The organism is Paenibacillus psychroresistens, from assembly GCF_009728935.1.
GTDB classification, from domain to species: Bacteria; Bacillota; Bacilli; order Paenibacillales; family NBRC-103111; genus Paenibacillus_AC; species Paenibacillus_AC psychroresistens.
In genome coordinates, this window is sequence record NZ_CP034235.1 from 831975 (window position 1) to 850378 (window position 18404).

Genomic DNA, 18404 nt, shown 5'->3' on the forward strand with positions numbered 1-18404 from the left:
CACTAAAGCAGGAATAGCTTTAGGATGTGATTTGTTAATAGAACTTAGGAGGTAACTGATCTTGGACCAGACTCAAAGTGCCTATCAAGACGAGCTTAAACAGCTCAAGAAAACAACCGATGAAATCGACAAGCAGCTGCAGAAGATTGTGGAAACGCCACGCTACTTCGGGCAGGATTTAACGGAACAGGTTTTGGATTTAAATCGTGAGGTCAAGCGGGAGCATCTGCAAAAAGCTAGTGCGGAGCCATATTTTGGACGTTTGGATTATCAGGAAATTGGTAAAACCCAACCATTTCCGCTTTATATCGGCAAGAATGGTGTCGAGAATGACAAAACCCATGAACTATTAGTTATAGATTGGCGTGCACCTGTCGCCAGTCTTTTTTACTCTTTTACAGGCGGTACAGAGGAAGCGACTTATGAATCACCAGAGGATGGCACCATCAGCGGGCACGTTCTGTTAAAGCGAAATTTAGTGATTCGCCAGCAGGTGCTGCAGCGTGTAGTGGATACCTACGATCGAGATAGCGATGAGCCGACGATAACGGATGAATTCTTACTCTACCGACTAGGTGAGAATAAAGATAATCGCTTGCGAGATATCGTTTCAACCATTCAAGCCGAACAGGATCAGATTATTCGCTCGGTAAGAAATACGGCTATCGTGATTCAAGGGGTTGCTGGGAGTGGAAAAACAACGGTAGCTTTGCATCGTCTGGCTTTCTTGCTCTACCAATATCGCGATAATATCCGCGCGGAGCGGATGATTATTTTTGCCCCGAATAGCATGTTTCTCGATTACATCTCAGGTGTTCTGCCAGAGCTTGGTGTAGGTCATATTCAACAAACGATTTTTCAGGATTGGACTTTGGCATTATTAGATAATGCAGTGAAGCTGACTGATTCGACTAAACGCTTAGCTTATTGGTTTAATATTGGAGCAAAAAAACCGCAAATTGATAATCAAGCTCCGGGTCGTTTTAAAGGCTCGATTGCTTTCCTTCATTATATAGATGAAAAATTACAACAGTTTGAAGCCGCTTGCCTACCTACAGCAGATCTAGTTGCTTGGGAAGGGAAAACCTTGCTCAATAAGACGGTTCATGAATGGTTTTATGTCGAGAACAAGCATTATCCACTAATGAAACGTCGTGATCGTACTGTGGCGCGGATGAAGCGCTGGATAGAAATTGAGTTAACTAAATTTCCTAGTGAGTCGATGCGCAAAGAATACAAGAAGAAAGCCAATGACCGCTTGCGTGCCTACTTGAAGCAATGGCCAGAGGAATCCCCGTTTTCTTTTTACAAAACTATTTTCACAGAACCTCATGTACCAGATGAGTTAATTAAAGAATCTAACCTGCTTTTCAAGAAAAAAGAGGTTCAACCAGAGGATTTAGCACCGCTCATTTATATCCACAATCGGTTTTATGGAATTGAAAGCGAGCAAATGTTTGATCATGTAGTGATAGATGAAGCCCAGGATTTCTCGCCGTTTCAGGTAGCTTTACTTAAGGAGCAGACCCGCGGAGGTTCTTTTACGATACTAGGTGATTTGTCGCAAGGGATTCATGCTTACCAGGGGATCTGGAATTGGGATGAGATTTCCTCACTATTTGAGGCAGACCGCACGATGTATCATCAATTGGACCGCAGCTATCGTTCGACCATGGAAATTATTCATTTTGCCAATGCCGTATTGAGTCGTGGTGGTGAAGCTATTACACCAGCTATCCCTGTGTTCCGCAGTGGGGAAAAGGTACGTTTGATCGAATTGGGCAATGAGCAGCAAAAGGTGGAGGCTTTATTGAAGGCAGTAGGCAAGCTGCAGGAAAGTGGCTTGATTAATACGATTGCAATTGTTGATCGGACGGAACGAGAATGTGCAATTCTGCATGAGGCTTTAACAGGAAAAGGCTTGGCAGCCAACTTAATTGAAGCGGGACAACGGGAATATCTCGGTGGAATCTCGGTGCTTCCAGTCTATTTAACCAAAGGCTTGGAATTTGATGCTGTATTGATTATTGATGCGGATCCGCTCCATTATGAACAGAATTTCCAGGATGCGAAGCTGCTTTATGTCGGTTGTACGCGGGCATTGCACGAGCTGTGGTTATTTTATGTAGGAGAAGCTTCCCCTTTATTCGCCAATCTATTATATAATGAAGAAATTAATAATGGGTTTGCTATAGAGGAGAGATGGCTTTGATTAACGAAATAACCGTGTTTGATTTTGAAACGACGGGCTTAAGCGCTGAAAAGGATCAGGTCATTGAAATGGCTGCGATTCGGGTTGCGAATGGACAGGTTGTTGGTGAATTCAGTACCTTGATTCAATACGATGGCAAGCTGTCTCCCAAAATTATCGAGCTAACAGGGATACATGATGAAGAATTAAAGCATGGCTTTGATGAAGTGACTGCTTTTAAAATATTCAATCGTTTCATCGGAAATAGTGTGATTGTCGCTCATAATGCTGCCTTTGATTTAGGCTTTCTACATCATACTTTAATGCGTCTGGCGAAACGTTCCTTCAATAACTCTTTTATCGATACATTGACGATCAGTCGCGAGCGGACGGTTTTTCCTTATAAGCTTACGGATTTATGTGCAAGATATAATATTGAATTGATTGGCGCTCATCGTGCTCTAAGTGATGTTTATGGCTGCTGGCATTTATATGAAGCTTTAAGCAAAGAAGTGAAGATTGAAGATTACATCAATAAGCTAGGCTATATGTCGAAATATGGACCACCCAAGTGGGCGCCGGACTATGCGGTATTGCAGGCCCAAGAAAATCGTTATGAAGATCGCAGATAATTTCAACAAATAGTTAGAAAGAATTGGATTTGCTTGGAAAATCGAGTTATCTGTAATATAAAGGGTAAAACAGCTGGAATATGCGAGTAAAAGCGAACTTTTCAAAGTTATTTGAGGAAAATCGTTCGCCTTTCAATTTGACATCATTGGTCAAAGGCTGTTAAAATAAGAGTTATAAGAGCAATTAAATGTTGCTTGGATAAATGCTAGCGATGTTAAAAGGATAATTACAAAATGTGCGAAAAACCGCGAATTTTGACTTATAATAATTTTATTAACTAATACAGAACAGTGGCGGACCACCGCGATTGTTCTTCTTTTGCTTCAAATAGAAGAAAGAAGGTTGAGCATGTCAGCACGTGTAGGTGTGATCATGGGAAGTCAGTCAGACTGGGAGACCATGAAGTTAGCTTGTGTAATTCTAGAGGAATTAAACATTCCGTTTGAGAAGAAAGTCGTTTCAGCGCATCGTACACCTGATTTAATGTTTGAATATGCAGAAACGGCAATCGCTCGCGGCATCCAAGTGATTATCGCTGGAGCAGGCGGTGCAGCACATTTGCCCGGCATGGTAGCAGCCAAAACGGTATTGCCAGTAATTGGGGTACCCATTAAGTCAGCAAGCTTAAATGGCTTGGATTCCTTATTATCGATCGTTCAGATGCCTGGCGGTGTGCCGGTAGCAACTGTGGCAATTGGTACAGCAGGAGCAACAAATGCAGGGCTTTTAGCAGCACAGATTTTGGGGATAACGGATTCCGAAATTCAACAGAAGTTGATAGATCGTAGAGAACGTACGCGTCAAACTGTTATCGAGAGTAGTGAATCATTATGAATAAGTCTATTGAACCAGCCAAGGTTATCTTACCGGGAAGTACAATCGGTGTGTTAGGTGGGGGGCAATTAGGCAGAATGCTTGCTTTAGCCGGTCGCCATATGGGGTACCGGTTTATTACGTTGGACCCGACCGCAGATTCGCCGTGCGGTCAAGTAGCAGATCGCCAGATTATTGGCGAGTATGATGATGCCGAGGCAGCGGGTCAGCTTGCCGCACTGTCCGATGTGATTACATACGAGTTTGAGAACATCGATGCGGATGTAGCCGCTAAGCTGATGACGGACTCGTATGTGCCGCAAGGCAGCCAGCTGCTGTATACGACGCAGCATCGGATTCGCGAGAAGCGCGCGATTGAAGCCGCAGGCGTGAAAGTGGCGCCGTACGAGCAAATCGAGAGCTTGGCGCAGCTTCAAGCGGCGATTGGCCGTTTTGGGACGCCGTGCGTGCTGAAAACGGCTACCGGCGGTTATGATGGCAAAGGCCAATGGGTGATTCGCTCATTGGACGAGGCTGGAGCCGCCTTTGCCGCGCTTAGCTTGGCAAAGACGGAGCTTGTGCTCGAGCAGTTCATCCGCTTCGAACGCGAGCTTTCGGTGATCGCGGCGAGGAATCCGCGCGGCGAGGTTAAGGCTTTTCCTGTGGCGGAGAATATTCACGTGGATAACATCCTCCACTTGTCGATTGTGCCCGCCCGCATTTCCGATGCGATTCGCCTCAAGGCGGAGCAGCTTGCCATTCGCATCGCGGCATCGCTCGATGTGATCGGTTTGATCGCAGTCGAGATGTTCCTGACAGAGGAAGGCGAGCTGTACGTCAATGAATTGGCACCGCGGCCGCACAATTCCGGTCATTATACGATTGAAGCTTGTTCCACTTCACAGTTCGAGCAGCACGTGCGCGCAATATGCAATTTACCGCTCGGTGCCACTACCCTGCTGTCACCCGTTGTCATGGTCAATATACTGGGGCAGCATGTTGACCCTGTCATGAACTGGCTGTTGGAGCAAAGCGAGGAAGCCGATGGTTTATCCGTGAAGCTTCACTTATATGGTAAAGAAGAAGCCAAGCACCAACGCAAGATGGGTCATCTTAATTTATTAACCAACGATATCAATCAGGCGCTGAAATGGGTGGAAGACACTCAAATCTGGTCATGAGAAATGTCGAAAATATAAATATTTATCTGGAGGTTTAACCATGATTGAGCGTTACAGTAGGCCGGAAATGGCTGCGATTTGGACAGAAGAGAACAAGTTTAGAGCATGGCTTGAGGTTGAAATTTTATCGTGTGAAGCTTGGTCAGAGCTAGGGGTTATTCCGAAAGAAGACGTTGCTTTATTGCGTGAGAAAGCATCCTTCAACATTGATCGAATTAACGAAATCGAACTAGAAACCAGACACGATGTCATCGCTTTTACTCGTTCCGTATCGGAAACAGTAGGTCCAGAACGCAAATGGGTGCATTATGGTTTAACCTCAACAGATGTTGTGGATACCGCAATGGGCTATATATTGAAGCAAGCCAATCAAATCATTGAGCAAGATTTATTGAATTTCATCGAAATTCTTAAGAATAAAGCAATCGAGTTTAAAGACACAGCCATGATGGGACGCACACACGGAGTACATGCTGAGCCAACAACCTTTGGTTTAAAAATGGCTTTGTGGTACGAAGAAATGAAGCGTAACTTAGAGAGATTCCGTGCAGCAGCGGAAAACGTTGAATTCGGTAAAATGTCAGGCGCAGTAGGCACATACGCCAACATTGACCCGTTTATCGAAGTTTATGTTTGCGGCAAATTAGGAACTAAAGCAGCACCTATCTCCACACAAACGCTACAACGTGATCGTCATGCACAGTATGTTGCTACATTAGCTTTAATCGCGACTTCAATGGATAAGTTTGCTACTGAAATTCGCGCACTGCAGAAAAGTGAAATTCGTGAAGTTGAAGAGCCGTTCGGTAAAGGTCAAAAAGGCTCATCCGCTATGCCACATAAACGCAATCCTATCGGCTGCGAAAGCATTTCCGGTTTATCTCGCGTCATTCGTGGCCATATGCTTTCTGCTTATGAGAATGTAACGCTTTGGCATGAACGCGATATCTCGCATTCCTCCGTAGAAAGAATTATTTTGCCAGATGCGACGATCTTGTTGAATTACATGCTGAATCGTTTTGGGAACATTGTGAAGAACCTAACGGTTTTCCCAGAGAATATGAAACGCAACCTGCTAAGCACATATGGAGTTCCATTCTCAGGCCGTGTATTAACGAAGCTGATCGACAAAGGCTACAGCCGTGAGAAAGCTTACGATACTGTACAGCCTAAGGCTATGATGGCATGGGAGCAGCAACGCTCTTTCCGGGAAATTGTTGAAGCCGACAGCGAAATTCGTGAACAGCTTAGCTTGGAAGAAATTGCAGAATGCTTTGATCCTAGCTGGCATTTGAAGCATGTTGATACGATCTTTAAACGTTTGGAATTAATATAAGCTTACATTATTTATTATTAGGAGGTTCTACTTGTGAGTTTATCGACTGCGATAGCTACAGCCCAGCCTTATATCAAAGCACCGCTGATCTATAAAGGCAAGGTTCGTGAGCTTTACGACTTAGGCGAATATTACTTGATTGCTGTAACCGATCAAATTTCCGCTTTTGATTATGTGCTGAATCCAGCTGTTCCGGACAAAGGAAATGTGCTGAACATGCTGAGCCGCTATTGGTTTGAACAAACGGCTCTACTTCAACCCAATCATGTAATCCATACAGATGTAAGCTTGCTTGGCGATATCATTACCGATCCAGAGTTAATGAAGGATCGCATCATGGTCACCAAGAAAGCAGAACGAATTGATATTGAATGCGTCGTTCGCGGCTATATTACAGGCGGCGGTTGGAGACAATATATAGAAACAGGCGAAGTTAACGGGATCAAGCTTCCAGAAGGCATGCATAAAAACGAACGTTTCCCGCAGCCGATCTTCACACCAGCAGCTAAAAACGATGTCGGTCATGACGAAGATATCTCCGTAGCACGCATGAAAGAGCTAGTTGGCGCAGATCTTACCGATGAGCTCGAAGCTAAGAGCATCAAGCTTTACCAATTCGCTCATGATTATTGTGAGAAGCGCGGCATCATCTTGGCAGACACGAAGTTCGAATTTGGTTTAATCGACGGCAAAGTCATTCTAATTGACGAGCTATTCACACCAGATTCATCGCGTTTCTGGGCTAAAGCGAATTACGCTTTAGACACCGAGATCGACAGCATGGATAAAGAACCCGTTCGCACCTACCTTTCCGGCTCAGGCTGGGATAAGAACAGCGAACCCGATCCACTCCCTGCCGACGTCGTCGCCGCCACATCCCAACGCTACCGCGACATCATGAACCTGCTTATAAAGTAATGAGGTTGGTTTTTGTAGCTATCTTGGTTTGACTGCCCTAAAAGCAACTAATGGGCACAGTTGGTTTGCTCTTAATCTTTTCTCTTTTGACGAGTTTTAATCAGGATGGCTTGCGAAGCAAGTCCATCAATTCATATAAAGTTAGAGTGTAAAATAGTTCTGTTGTCTGGAAAGTTTACGTGCCGCCTTTGAATATTGCATCGTTTCCACTTGTTTTATTTCAATAAAAAAGGATGCAATTTCAAGAGTGGCTGGAGGGCAATAGAACGGTTTGGAACGGTATCACTTTATAATTGTCATTAGTCTTTCAACTGCAGCCACACAATTTCAAGGAGGAATTTTCAATGATCAAAGCAACCGTCTACGTAACCATCAAACAAAGCGTATTAGATCCACAAGGCAACGCAGTACAAAGCGCACTTCACTCTATGGGCTTTAATGAGGTAGAAAAAGTGAGAATCGGCAAGTACTTGGAGGTTACCTTGAACACAGCAGATCGCGCTGAAGCAGAGAGCCGTGTTAGAGCGATGTGTGAAAAACTGTTGGCGAACACGGTGATTGAAGATTACCGTTTTGAACTGGAGGGGGCATAATGAATTTCGCAGTGCTTGTTTTTCCAGGCTCAAACTGTGATATTGACTGCTTCAAGGCAGTCGAGGAAACCATAGGCCAGCCAGTTGATTATGTGTGGCATACGGAGACGGATCTTTCCAAATATGATGCAATTATTGTACCCGGTGGATTCTCATACGGCGATTACTTGCGTTGTGGAGCAATTGCCCAGTTCGCACCCGTTATGGCTGCATTGAAAGTGGCTGCAGAAGCAGGCAAATATGTGATCGGCATTTGCAACGGTTTTCAGGTTTTGACTGAGGCGGGATTACTGCCAGGCGCATTGCTGCGCAACAATTCCTTGAAATTCCGCTGTCATGCAACAACGTTAAGAGTAGAAAGCACGAACAATCCTTTTACCCAGGACTATAAGCTTGGTGAAGAAATCAACATTCCAATCGCTCATGGCGAAGGAAATTACTATTGTGATGACGCTACTCTAAAAGAATTACAGGACAATGGACAAATTATTTTCCGCTATGCGGGGGAGAATCCCAATGGCTCTGTGGACGATATTGCAGGAATCAGCAACAAAGCAGGTAACGTTTTAGGCATGATGCCACATCCGGAGCGCGCCATTCATGAATTACTAGGTTCTGAGGACGGCAAGCGGATGTTTACATCAATCTTGAGTACATGGAGGGATCGACATGGCGCAGCAGCAATCCGTTAAGGAGCCTACAGCACAGCAGATCGCAGAACAGAAGATTTATAAACAAATGGGCGTAACGGATGAAGAATTTGGCAAAATAGTCGGGTTTCTAGGTCGTCAGCCAAACTATTGTGAAATTGGTGTTTTTAGCGTTATGTGGTCGGAGCATTGCTCTTATAAGAATTCCAAGCCCGTGCTTCGCAAGTTCCCGGTTACAGGTCCTCGCGTACTAATGGGACCCGGTGAAGGTGCAGGAATCGTCGATATTGGCGATAATCAAGCAGTCGTTTTCAAAATTGAAAGTCACAATCACCCTTCAGCCGTTGAGCCGTTTCAAGGTGCAGCTACGGGTGTTGGCGGGATTATTCGCGATATTTTTTCCATGGGAGCTCGTCCAGTAGCTTTATTGAACTCTTTACGCTTCGGTAAGCTCGACAATGAACGCTCCAAATATTTATTCGAACATGTGGTTTCAGGAATTGCTTCTTACGGGAACTGTATTGGGATTCCAACCGTCGGCGGCGAAATCATGTTTGACGAAAGCTACGAAGGTAATCCGTTAGTTAATGCCATGTGTGTTGGACTTATAGATCATGATAAAATTCAAAAAGGTGTTGCTCAAGGCGTAGGCAATCCCGTATTCTATGTGGGTCCTGGAACAGGTCGCGATGGGATTCATGGAGCTACTTTTGCTTCTGAGGAAATCACCGAGAAGTCGGAAGCCAATCGTACAGCTGTGCAGGTCGGCGATCCTTTTATGGAAAAGCTAGTGCTTGAAGCTTGCTTGGATCTAATTAATTCCGGAATTGTTATTGGGATTCAAGATATGGGAGCAGCAGGTTTGACTTGCTCAAGTGCTGAGATGGCGAGCAAAGCCGGCAACGGTATGGAGCTTTATTTGGATCAAGTACCACAACGTGAAGAGGGGATGACGGCATACGAAATGATGCTTTCGGAATCTCAAGAGCGGATGTTATTCGTAGTTACTCCTGAGAATGAAGCGCAGGCTGTGGCGATCTTTGCTCGTTGGGGATTAGGTTGTCCAAGAGTGGGTAAAGTTACAGATGATGGACGTCTAAAAATCATTCATCACGGTGAAGTAGTAGCCGATATGCCCGTTACCGCATTAGTTGATGATGTACCACAATATAATAAACCTTCTATAGAGCCAGCTTATTATGCAATTAATGGAGCTATCGATACGAATCGATATGCAGAAGTAACAGATCTGACAGATGCTTTGAAAAAGGTTCTGGGTTCACCTACAGTGGCTAGCAAAGAATGGGTTTACAGTCAGTACGATTACATGGTACGTACAAGTACAGTCGTTAGACCAGGCTCAGATGCAGCTGTAATTTCAATTCCTGGCAGTCGTAAAGCTTTGGCGATGACAACGGATTGCAATGGACGATATGTTTATCTAGATCCTGAGGTTGGCGGTAAAATTGCCGTGAGCGAAGCAGCACGTAACGTAGTTTGCTCTGGTGCTGAGCCTATAGCGATTACAGATAATTTAAACTTCGGCAGCCCGGAGAAGCCAGAGATTTTCTGGCAGCTGGAAAAGTCAGTAGATGGTATGGCAGAAGCTTGTCGTGTGCTTAACTCCCCGGTTATTGGCGGAAATGTTAGCTTGTACAACGAAAATGCCAAAGGTGCGATCTATCCAACACCTGTAGTCGGTATGGTCGGTTTGATTCATGATTTGGACCATATCACCACACAAGGCTTCAAAAATGAAGGCGACGTAATTATCTTACTCGGCAACACTCATGCTGAGCTTGGTGGCAGTGAGTTTCAATATATACTCCATGGGGTAACAGAAGGCCGTCCGCCACAAATTGATTTGCAGGTTGAATTAAACCTACAGCGTACGGTGCTTGCTGCGATTCAGCTAGGTTTAGTCGCTTCTGCTCATGATTTATCTGAGGGTGGTTTAGCAGTTGCTTTGGCAGAAAGCTGCATCAGCGGTGGATTGGGAGCTGAAGTGAATTTCAATACAGTGCTTCGTTCTGATATTGCTTTATTCAGTGAAAGCCAGTCCCGTATTCTTTTAAGTGCCAAAGAAAGTAAATCACAAGAATTAATTACCTGGGTCAGTCAACAGGATGTACCTTACCAAGTGTTAGGTACAGTCAAAGGTAAAGAGCTTTCCATTAGAATCAACGCGCAAGCCGATGCAGCCCTACAGTCACCCGTTAACCAACTAGAAAAGGTTTGGAAGGATGCGATTCCATGTCTGATGAACGCTTAACATTTAGATCAAAGCGGATAGTGCAGGCGGATTCACCAGCGATTGATGCTTCAGGTAACTCCTTATGGACTGGGCAATACTATAATGAAGGCGTCGATAATGATTATTTTGATAAGCTAAAAGAAGAATGCGGAGTTTTCGGTGTTTATGGCCATTCGGAGGCTTCCGCGCTTTCGTTTTACGGTTTGCATGCTTTACAGCATCGTGGTGAAGAAAGTGCAGGAATCTGTACCTCCGACGGTAAGAATTTTTACTATCACCGTGATATGGGCTTGGTCAAAGAGGTTTTTGACAATGAGCGGATTAAATATCTGCAAGGACCTGCTGCTATCGGACATGTCCGGTATTCAACTTCAGGTGCAAGCAAGCTGCAGAATGCGCAGCCGTTGGTCTTTAAATACAAAGGCGGCGATTTGGCGATCGCAACCAATGGGAATATCGTCAATGCGCCTGAAATTCGTGCGGAGCTTGAAGAGCTGGGTTCGATTTTTCAAACGACTAGCGATACAGAAGTAGTGATTCATCTAATAGCTCGCTCTAAGCAAAAGAATATTAATGATGCCGTGAAAGAAGCTTTGCAGCGGATTGTCGGCGGATTTGCGTTTCTGATTCTCGTCAATGACCGCCTTTTTGTAGCTCAGGATGCTCATGGCTTACGTCCATTGGCTATTGGCCGCTTGGATGGCGCCTATGTATTTGCTTCTGAAACCTGTGCTTTTGAAACAATTGGCGCTACCTACGAACGTGATTTGCGTCCAGGTGAGCTGTTGATTATCGATGAAAAGGGTATGACAGAGGATCGTTTTGCTCCACTTCAGCAACGCTCGCTTTGCGCAATGGAATTCATTTATTTTTCCAGACCGGATAGTGATATTGATGAAATAAATCTTCACTCAGCCCGTAAACGTATGGGTCGTCAGTTGGCGATGGAAGCTTTTGTTGATGCGGATATTGTAACGGGTGTTCCCGATTCAAGTATCTCGGCGGCGATTGGCTTTGCTGAACAAACTGGTATTCCCTATGAGCTTGGCATGATTAAGAACCGTTACACAGGACGTACCTTCATTCAACCGAGCCAAGAGCTCAGAGAACGCGGAGTCAAAATGAAGCTCAGCGCTGTTCGTAAAGTAGTTGAAGGTAAACGTGTAGTGATGATCGATGATTCCATTGTGCGTGGGACGACTAGCTTAAGAATTGTGAATATGCTGCGCGAAGCTGGAGCTAAGGAAGTTCATGTTCGCATCAGCTCGCCACCTTATAAAAACCCATGTTTTTATGGAATTGATACACCGGATCGCAAGGATTTGATTGCGCATGAGCGAACGGTTGAAGAGATCCGTATTGCGATCAACGCCGATTCGCTGCATTTTTTAACCAAAGAGGGCTTGCTGGAAGCCATTGGCCGTACACCAGATGAATTTAATCGTGGGATGTGCACAGCATGCTTTGATAATAATTACCCAACTGCATTAAGTGAAGAAATGGAAGCAGTGGGCTGCGGAACCTGTTAATTCTAATTAATCTAAAATAGAAGCTTTATTCAGCCATTACGCTGATCCAAATAGATATGTATTGCCAAAATAAAGGGGTGTTGAACGGTGTCAGAAGCTTACAAACAAGCCGGTGTCGATATAGCCGCAGGCAACGAAGCGGTCGAACGGATGAAAAAACACGTGAAACGGACGTTCCGTCCAGAGGTACTCACGGATTTAGGTGGCTTCGGCGCTTTGTTCGGGCTGAACAAGGATAAATATGATGAGCCTGTTCTGGTCTCAGGTACAGATGGTGTTGGCACGAAGCTGAAGATCGCTTTTGCGATGGATAAGCATGATACGATCGGAATAGATGCAGTAGCAATGTGCGTTAACGATATTATTGTTCAGGGTGCAGAGCCGCTATTTTTCTTGGATTACCTAGCTTGCGGTCAAGTCATTCCTGAGAAAATCGAAGCGATTGTCAAAGGGATTTCCGATGGCTGCGTTCAAGCAGGCTGTGCTTTAATTGGTGGAGAAACAGCAGAAATGCCGGGGATGTATCACAGTGGCGAATACGATATTGCTGGCTTTACAGTAGGGATCGTAGATAAGAAGAAAATCATCGATGGTTCAACGATTGCACCAGGTGATGTGATTCTTGGACTAGGATCAAGCGGTATCCACAGCAATGGCTTCTCACTTGTTCGTAAGCTTTTACTAGAGGATAAGGGTTACACTTTACAGCAGCATTTTGATGAGCTGGGCGGTAAGCTTGGAGATGTAATTCTTGAGCCTACGAAAATATATGTTAAGTCGGTTCTAGCTTTGATAGAAAAAGTAAAAGTTAAAGGCATGGCACATATTACGGGCGGCGGTTTTCTTGAGAACATCCCGCGTGTTCTTCCAGAAGGCGTAAATGCCCATATCGAGTATGGTTCATGGCCGATTCTACCGATCTTTCAATTGATGCAAGCAGCTGGTCAAATCACGAACAATGATATGTTCCGTACCTTTAATATGGGGATTGGCATGGTAGTTGTCGTTGCTGCAGGATTTGCAGACGAAGCGGAGCGCATTGCTGGCGAGCTTGGAGAAAACGTATATCGGATTGGACAAGTAACAGCTGGGGATCGTATTGTAACATTTAACGGAGCTGTAGTATGACGCAGCCGTTTCGCATTGCCGTGTTTGCCTCGGGTAGCGGCACCAATTTTCAAGCAATTGTGGATGCCGTGGCATCCGGTAAGCTCGATGTGATCGTCGAGCTTCTTGTTTGTGACCGGCCGCAAGCACCCGTGGTAGAGCGTGCAAATTTAGCAGGCGTTAGCACATTTGTTTTTCGCCCCAAAGATTACGCATCGCGCGAGATATATGAAGCCGAAATCATCGCGGAGCTCGAAGCTCGCCAAATCGATCTAATCATCATGGCAGGCTATATGCGCCTGATTACAGATACACTTGTTAAGCCATACTATGGAAGAATTATCAATATCCATCCATCCTTGCTCCCTGCCTTCCCAGGTATAAACGGGATCGGTCAAGCTTTCGAATACGGCGTAAAATTAACCGGTGTAACCGTGCATTTCGTCGACGGCGGCCTAGATTCCGGACCCGTAATCGCCCAAATGTCTGTAGACGTAACATCCGACGACACGGAAGCGACACTCGCTGAACGGATCCATGCCCTTGAGCACATGCTCTATCCCCAAGTCATCGCCCTAATCCGCGCTGGCCGGGTCCGTCTAGACGGAAGAAAAGTTTTTGTTGAGTAGTGTTTAGGTTTTTGTAGACGAAAGAAAAGTTTATGTGAATTAATTATGTGGAAAAGTTAAAACGGATAGTGGAGGATTTACATGTCTAGTGGAAAGTTTACGTGCCGCCTTTGAATATTGCATCCTTACCACCTGTTTTATTCCAATAAAAAAGGATGCAATTTCAAGAGTGGCTGGAACTGATATGTAGATTCGGAACGGCTAAGTTTTAATGTTTTTGAAGGTTTAATTTCAATCCAAAACTTAGAAGGAGGAACACTGTGACTATAAAAAGAGCATTAATCAGCGTATCCGATAAAACAGGCATAGTCGAATTTGCCGCAGAGCTGGCTAAATTAGGAGTAGAAGTAATTTCGACAGGCGGTACACAAAGCTTGTTGAAGGAAAAAGGCGTTCCCGTAATAGGAATTTCCGAAGTGACAGGCTTCCCCGAGATTCTCGATGGGCGTGTGAAGACTTTGCACCCTGCCGTACATAGTGGATTGCTAGCAGTTCGCAATGACCCCGAGCATGTAGAGCAAATGGAAAAACTAAACTTGGATTACATTGATCTTGTGGTCGTGAATTTGTATCCTTTTGCAGCAACGATTGCTAAGCCAAATGTTTCCTATGAAGATGCCATTGAGAACATCGACATTGGCGGCCCAACCATGCTGCGCTCAGCAGCGAAGAATCATGCTTTCGTAACCGTAGTTGTAGATGCATCCGACTATGCGAGAGTTTTAGAAGAAATTCGTGCTTCCCAAGATACGACTCTAGAAACTCGCAAGCAACTAGCAGCCAAAGTTTTCCGTCATACGGGTGCTTACGATGCGCTAATTGGCGACTATCTTTCCAAGCAAATGGGCGAGCCAATGCCTGAAAAATATACAGTAACCTATGAAAAAGTTCAAGATCTGCGTTATGGCGAAAACCCTCATCAAAAAGCAGCTTTTTATCGCAAGCCTTTAGCAGACCAAGGTAATATTACGACTGCTGAGCAGCTTCACGGCAAAGAGCTTTCCTACAATAACATCAACGATGCCAACACAGCGCTGCAAATCGTCAAAGAATTTAGCGAACCTGCTGTTGTAGCTGTTAAACATATGAATCCATGTGGAGTCGGGATTGGCGCCAACATTCATGAAGCTTTTCAAAAGGCTTATGCGGCTGATCCTACTTCTATTTTTGGAGGAATTATTGCAGCTAACCGGACAATCAGTGAAGAAACCGCGCAGCTTCTATCTGAGATTTTCCTTGAAATCATCATAGCGCCAGATTACACAGATGGAGCTCTTGAAATTCTCCAAAAGAAGAAAAATATTCGCTTACTTAAATTAAGCAGCTCAACCGCAGAAAATAAATCCCAAATGGTGATTACCACTGTCGATGGGGGTATGTTGGTTCAGGAAAGCGATGCATACCAATTGAGCGAGAATGATCTAAAAATAGTTTCTGAACGTCAGCCAACGGAAGCTGAACTGAAACAGCTGTTGTTTGCTTGGAAGGTAGTTAAACATGTTAAATCGAATGCAATAGTACTTGTTGCAGATGATATGACGGTTGGTGTAGGCGCGGGGCAAATGAACCGAGTAGGCGCAGCGAAGATTGCCATTGAACAAGCGGGCGATAAAGCCAAAGGCTCCGTACTGGCTTCCGATGCATTCTTCCCGATGGGCGATACAGTAGAATTAGCAGCTAAGGCAGGCATAACAGCCGTTATCCAGCCTGGTGGCTCGATTAAAGATGAGGATTCTATTAAAGCAGCTAACGCAAATGGTATGGTTATGGTTATGACCGGCGTACGTCATTTTAAACACTAATTTAATTTGAAAGGAGATCCTATGCGAATACTTGTTATTGGTCGAGGCGGAAGAGAGCATGCTATCATCTGGTCGTTAAAAAAGAGTGATAAAGTCAAAGAAATTTTCTGTGCTCCAGGTAATGGTGGAATTGCTAGTATTGCTGAATGCGTAGATATTCTAGAAGATCAGTTTGAAGAAATTAGTCAATTCGTCTTGGAAAACGACATCAATTTTGTGGTAGTTGGACCGGATGATCCTTTAGCTGCAGGTATTGTTGATTTTCTAGAAGCGAAGAATATTCTCGTTTACGGACCGCGTAAGAATGCTGCAATTATTGAAGGCAGCAAGGTATTCACAAAAAATCTCCTCAAAAAATATAACATTCCGACAGCTGCCTATGAAACGTTTGAGAATTATGATGAGGCAATTGCCTATCTCCATAAGCAAGGGGCACCGATTGTAATTAAAGCGGATGGCTTGGCTGCTGGTAAAGGAGTTATTGTAGCTCACTCGTTAGAAGAAGCTGAAAAGGCATTAAAAGACATTATGGTCGATAAAGTTTTTGGAACAGCAGGAACTCAGGTTGTTATTGAAGAATTCCTACAAGGACAAGAAATGTCCTTACTCGCTTTTGTCGATGGTAATGTTGTGCGACCGATGACACCATCTCAGGATCATAAGCCGATTTTTGATAATGATTTGGGGCCAAATACAGGCGGGATGGGAACCTATTCTCCATTGCCGCATATTCCACAATCTATAATTGATGAGGCTATTGCAACTATTCTTAAACCAACTGCAGAAGCGATGGTTAAAGAAGGCAGACCCTTCCGCGGAGTCCTGTATGCAGGCTTGATACTTACAGCAACAGGAACTAAAACGATTGAGTTTAATGCGCGCTTTGGTGATCCGGAAACACAGGTGATATTACCTCGTTTGGAAACGGACTTGTTAGATATTTTCCTAGCTACGGTAAATGGTCGGTTAGAGGAAATGGATATACAGTGGAGTAACGAGGCAGCAGTTTGCGTAATTCTTGCTTCGGACGGATACCCGGGTACGTATCCAAAGAACCTGCCAATCACAGGATTGAATGATGTAGAAGAGTCACTAGTCTTTCATGCAGGAACAGCTCTAAAAGATGGACAATTGGTTACCAATGGAGGTCGTGTGTTGGGAGTTGTTGGTCGAGGAACGACGATTAAAGAAGCGAGAGAGCAAGCTTATCGCGATGCGGAACGAATTTATTTTGAGGGTAAGCAGTATCGAACAGATATAGCAATGAAAGCTCTGGTATAATCATAAATTCATAAATATGGAGGTTAGGCGATGACGGAGGAGCAGGTTTTTAGTCACATGGGATTAGTTCGTTCGAGAACATTGAAATGGATTGAAGCCATAGATTCAACCATTTTCGAAGTAATGCCGGCTAATTTTAATAATACTATTCAATGGCATGTAGGGCATATTCTGCTTGTTCAGGATCGATTAACCTTGCGCTTAATGGGTGAGAAAATCAGCTTGCCTGAAGAATATACCGCATGGTTTGGTCCAGGGACAAAGCCTGCCGATTGGCAAGGTCAACCGCCTGCCGTTGAGCTTTTGTTGCAAGAATTAAGAGAGCAAACAGAGCGCCTGCAAATCTTTATTTCGGGTAAATTGGCTGACAAGCTGGCTGTCCCTTTTTTACATTATGAGACCTTGGAAGAATCTATTGGTTACAGCTTTTACCATGAGGGTATACATCTTGGTTATATGATGGGGCTCAGAAGAGCAATTGAAGCAAAAACCGCATGATCAGCCTCCCCTTTACGTTTCAAGATGCCGATGGGGCTAGCATTTATGTATATAGATGGTTGCCTGCCGAAGGTATGCCAGTTAAAGCAATTGTGCAGATTGCGCCTGGTATGGGAGAGACAGCGGTGAGATATGAAAGACTGGCATCTGAATTAACAATTAGTGGCTATGCCGTGTATGCTAATGATCATAAAGGTCATGGTAAAACGGCACCAACTTTTGAGGATGTTGGATACATAGGACCAACCGGCTTTCATGGCATGCTGCAGGATATGGCACATTTAACGCAAATTATTAAGTCTTCTCATCCTGACTTACCTATATTTCTATTAGGCCATAGCATGGGCTCCTTTTTGACCCAGGGGTATATGCAAAAATATGCTGAAGAGATTCAGGGTATAGTTCTTTCGGGAACAAACGGTGATCCAGGAGTCGCGATCAAGCCAGGCATCTTCTTGGCAAAAATCATTGCAAAGCTTTACGGAGAGCGACATAAGAGTAAAATAATTAATTTCTTGGTTTTTGGCAGCTATAACAATGAGTTCAAACCACTGCGTACTCCTTTTGATTGGTTAAGCAGAGATGAGAATGAGGTTAACAAGTACATCGTAGATCCTTATTGTGGTACCTTATTTACAGCTTCTTATTTTCGTGACTTTTTTGTTTTTTTGCAAGAGATCTATCAGGTTCAAGCATTGCGGCGAATTCCAAAAGATCTCCCCATCTATTTCCTTTCAGGCTCTTTGGATCCAGTTGGACATAAGACCAAGGGTGTCATGGCCTTGATCCGTACGTATGAGGAGCTTGGGTTGCAGGACATTACCTACCGCTTCTATGAGGGTGGTCGTCACGAAATGTTTAATGAAATTAAACGAGACGAAGTCACTCAAGATCTGATAAACTGGCTTGAAAGCAAGCTCGAATAAATGAAGGAGCCCCTAAATTAGTAGCTCCTTTTTCGTGCTCGACCGCATCGAAGCAGCCCAATA

16 protein-coding genes are annotated in these 18404 nt (G+C 44.4%); all 16 read left to right on the forward strand.

The window, feature by feature from the left end; genetic code table 11:
• Positions 1-58 precede the first annotated feature (58 nt).
• The 16 genes from EHS13_RS03935 to EHS13_RS04010 all read left to right on the forward strand — a co-directional run bounded on the left by EHS13_RS03935 (position 59) and on the right by EHS13_RS04010 (position 18341).
• Positions 59-2212, forward strand: a complete 2154-nt coding sequence (locus EHS13_RS03935; RefSeq protein ID WP_155699116.1) for a HelD family protein — start codon at positions 59-61, stop codon at positions 2210-2212.
• Complete coding sequence (locus EHS13_RS03940) at positions 2203-2823, forward strand: 3'-5' exonuclease (RefSeq protein WP_155699117.1); 621 nt, start codon at positions 2203-2205, stop codon at positions 2821-2823. The genes EHS13_RS03935 and EHS13_RS03940 overlap by 10 nt, the downstream gene beginning before the upstream one ends.
• Before the next feature lie 349 nt (positions 2824-3172).
• Positions 3173-3658 (forward strand): 5-(carboxyamino)imidazole ribonucleotide mutase, encoded by a 486-nt coding sequence (gene purE / locus EHS13_RS03945; protein WP_155699118.1) that lies wholly within the window; start codon positions 3173-3175, stop codon positions 3656-3658.
• Positions 3655-4818, forward strand: coding sequence for a 5-(carboxyamino)imidazole ribonucleotide synthase (gene purK, locus EHS13_RS03950; protein ID WP_155699119.1), 1164 nt, complete (start codon positions 3655-3657; stop codon positions 4816-4818). Before purE ends, purK begins: the two co-directional genes overlap by 4 nt.
• 40 nt (positions 4819-4858) lie before the next feature.
• Entirely contained in the window at positions 4859-6154 is a 1296-nt protein-coding gene (purB, locus tag EHS13_RS03955; RefSeq protein ID WP_155699120.1) for an adenylosuccinate lyase, read from the forward strand.
• Between the two features lie 33 nt (positions 6155-6187).
• A complete protein-coding gene (locus EHS13_RS03960) occupies positions 6188-7072 on the forward strand; it encodes a phosphoribosylaminoimidazolesuccinocarboxamide synthase (RefSeq protein ID WP_155699121.1) in 885 nt (294 codons plus the stop codon).
• A 344-nt stretch (positions 7073-7416) separates the two neighbouring features.
• Positions 7417-7665: a phosphoribosylformylglycinamidine synthase subunit PurS gene (gene purS / locus EHS13_RS03965; RefSeq protein WP_155699122.1), complete on the forward strand. Its 249-nt coding sequence runs from the start codon at positions 7417-7419 to the stop codon at positions 7663-7665.
• Positions 7665-8357 carry a phosphoribosylformylglycinamidine synthase subunit PurQ gene (gene purQ / locus EHS13_RS03970; RefSeq protein WP_155699123.1) on the forward strand — a complete coding sequence of 231 codons (693 nt, stop codon included), beginning with the start codon at positions 7665-7667 and terminating at the stop codon, positions 8355-8357. Before purS ends, purQ begins: the two co-directional genes overlap by 1 nt.
• The gene (gene purL / locus EHS13_RS03975) at positions 8335-10587 is read left to right on the forward strand and encodes a phosphoribosylformylglycinamidine synthase subunit PurL (RefSeq protein ID WP_155699124.1); all 2253 of its coding nucleotides are present in this window, start codon (positions 8335-8337) and stop codon (positions 10585-10587) included. Before purQ ends, purL begins: the two co-directional genes overlap by 23 nt.
• Positions 10569-12098, forward strand: a complete 1530-nt coding sequence (purF, locus tag EHS13_RS03980; protein WP_155699125.1) for an amidophosphoribosyltransferase — start codon at positions 10569-10571, stop codon at positions 12096-12098. Before purL ends, purF begins: the two co-directional genes overlap by 19 nt.
• A gap of 87 nt (positions 12099-12185) precedes the next feature.
• A complete protein-coding gene (gene purM, locus EHS13_RS03985) occupies positions 12186-13226 on the forward strand; it encodes a phosphoribosylformylglycinamidine cyclo-ligase (RefSeq protein ID WP_155699126.1) in 1041 nt (346 codons plus the stop codon).
• Positions 13223-13834: a phosphoribosylglycinamide formyltransferase gene (gene purN, locus EHS13_RS03990; protein WP_155699127.1), complete on the forward strand. Its 612-nt coding sequence runs from the start codon at positions 13223-13225 to the stop codon at positions 13832-13834. Before purM ends, purN begins: the two co-directional genes overlap by 4 nt.
• 260 nt (positions 13835-14094) lie before the next feature.
• The gene (gene purH, locus EHS13_RS03995; RefSeq protein ID WP_155699128.1) at positions 14095-15636 is read left to right on the forward strand and encodes a bifunctional phosphoribosylaminoimidazolecarboxamide formyltransferase/IMP cyclohydrolase; all 1542 of its coding nucleotides are present in this window, start codon (positions 14095-14097) and stop codon (positions 15634-15636) included.
• A gap of 21 nt (positions 15637-15657) precedes the next feature.
• Entirely contained in the window at positions 15658-16917 is a 1260-nt protein-coding gene (purD, locus tag EHS13_RS04000; protein WP_155699129.1) for a phosphoribosylamine--glycine ligase, read from the forward strand.
• Between the two features lie 30 nt (positions 16918-16947).
• Positions 16948-17415 carry a DinB family protein gene (locus EHS13_RS04005; RefSeq protein WP_155699130.1) on the forward strand — a complete coding sequence of 156 codons (468 nt, stop codon included), beginning with the start codon at positions 16948-16950 and terminating at the stop codon, positions 17413-17415.
• Positions 17412-18341, forward strand: coding sequence for an alpha/beta hydrolase (locus EHS13_RS04010; RefSeq protein WP_155699131.1), 930 nt, complete (start codon positions 17412-17414; stop codon positions 18339-18341). The genes EHS13_RS04005 and EHS13_RS04010 overlap by 4 nt, the downstream gene beginning before the upstream one ends.
• The last annotated feature ends 63 nt before the right edge of the window (positions 18342-18404 follow it).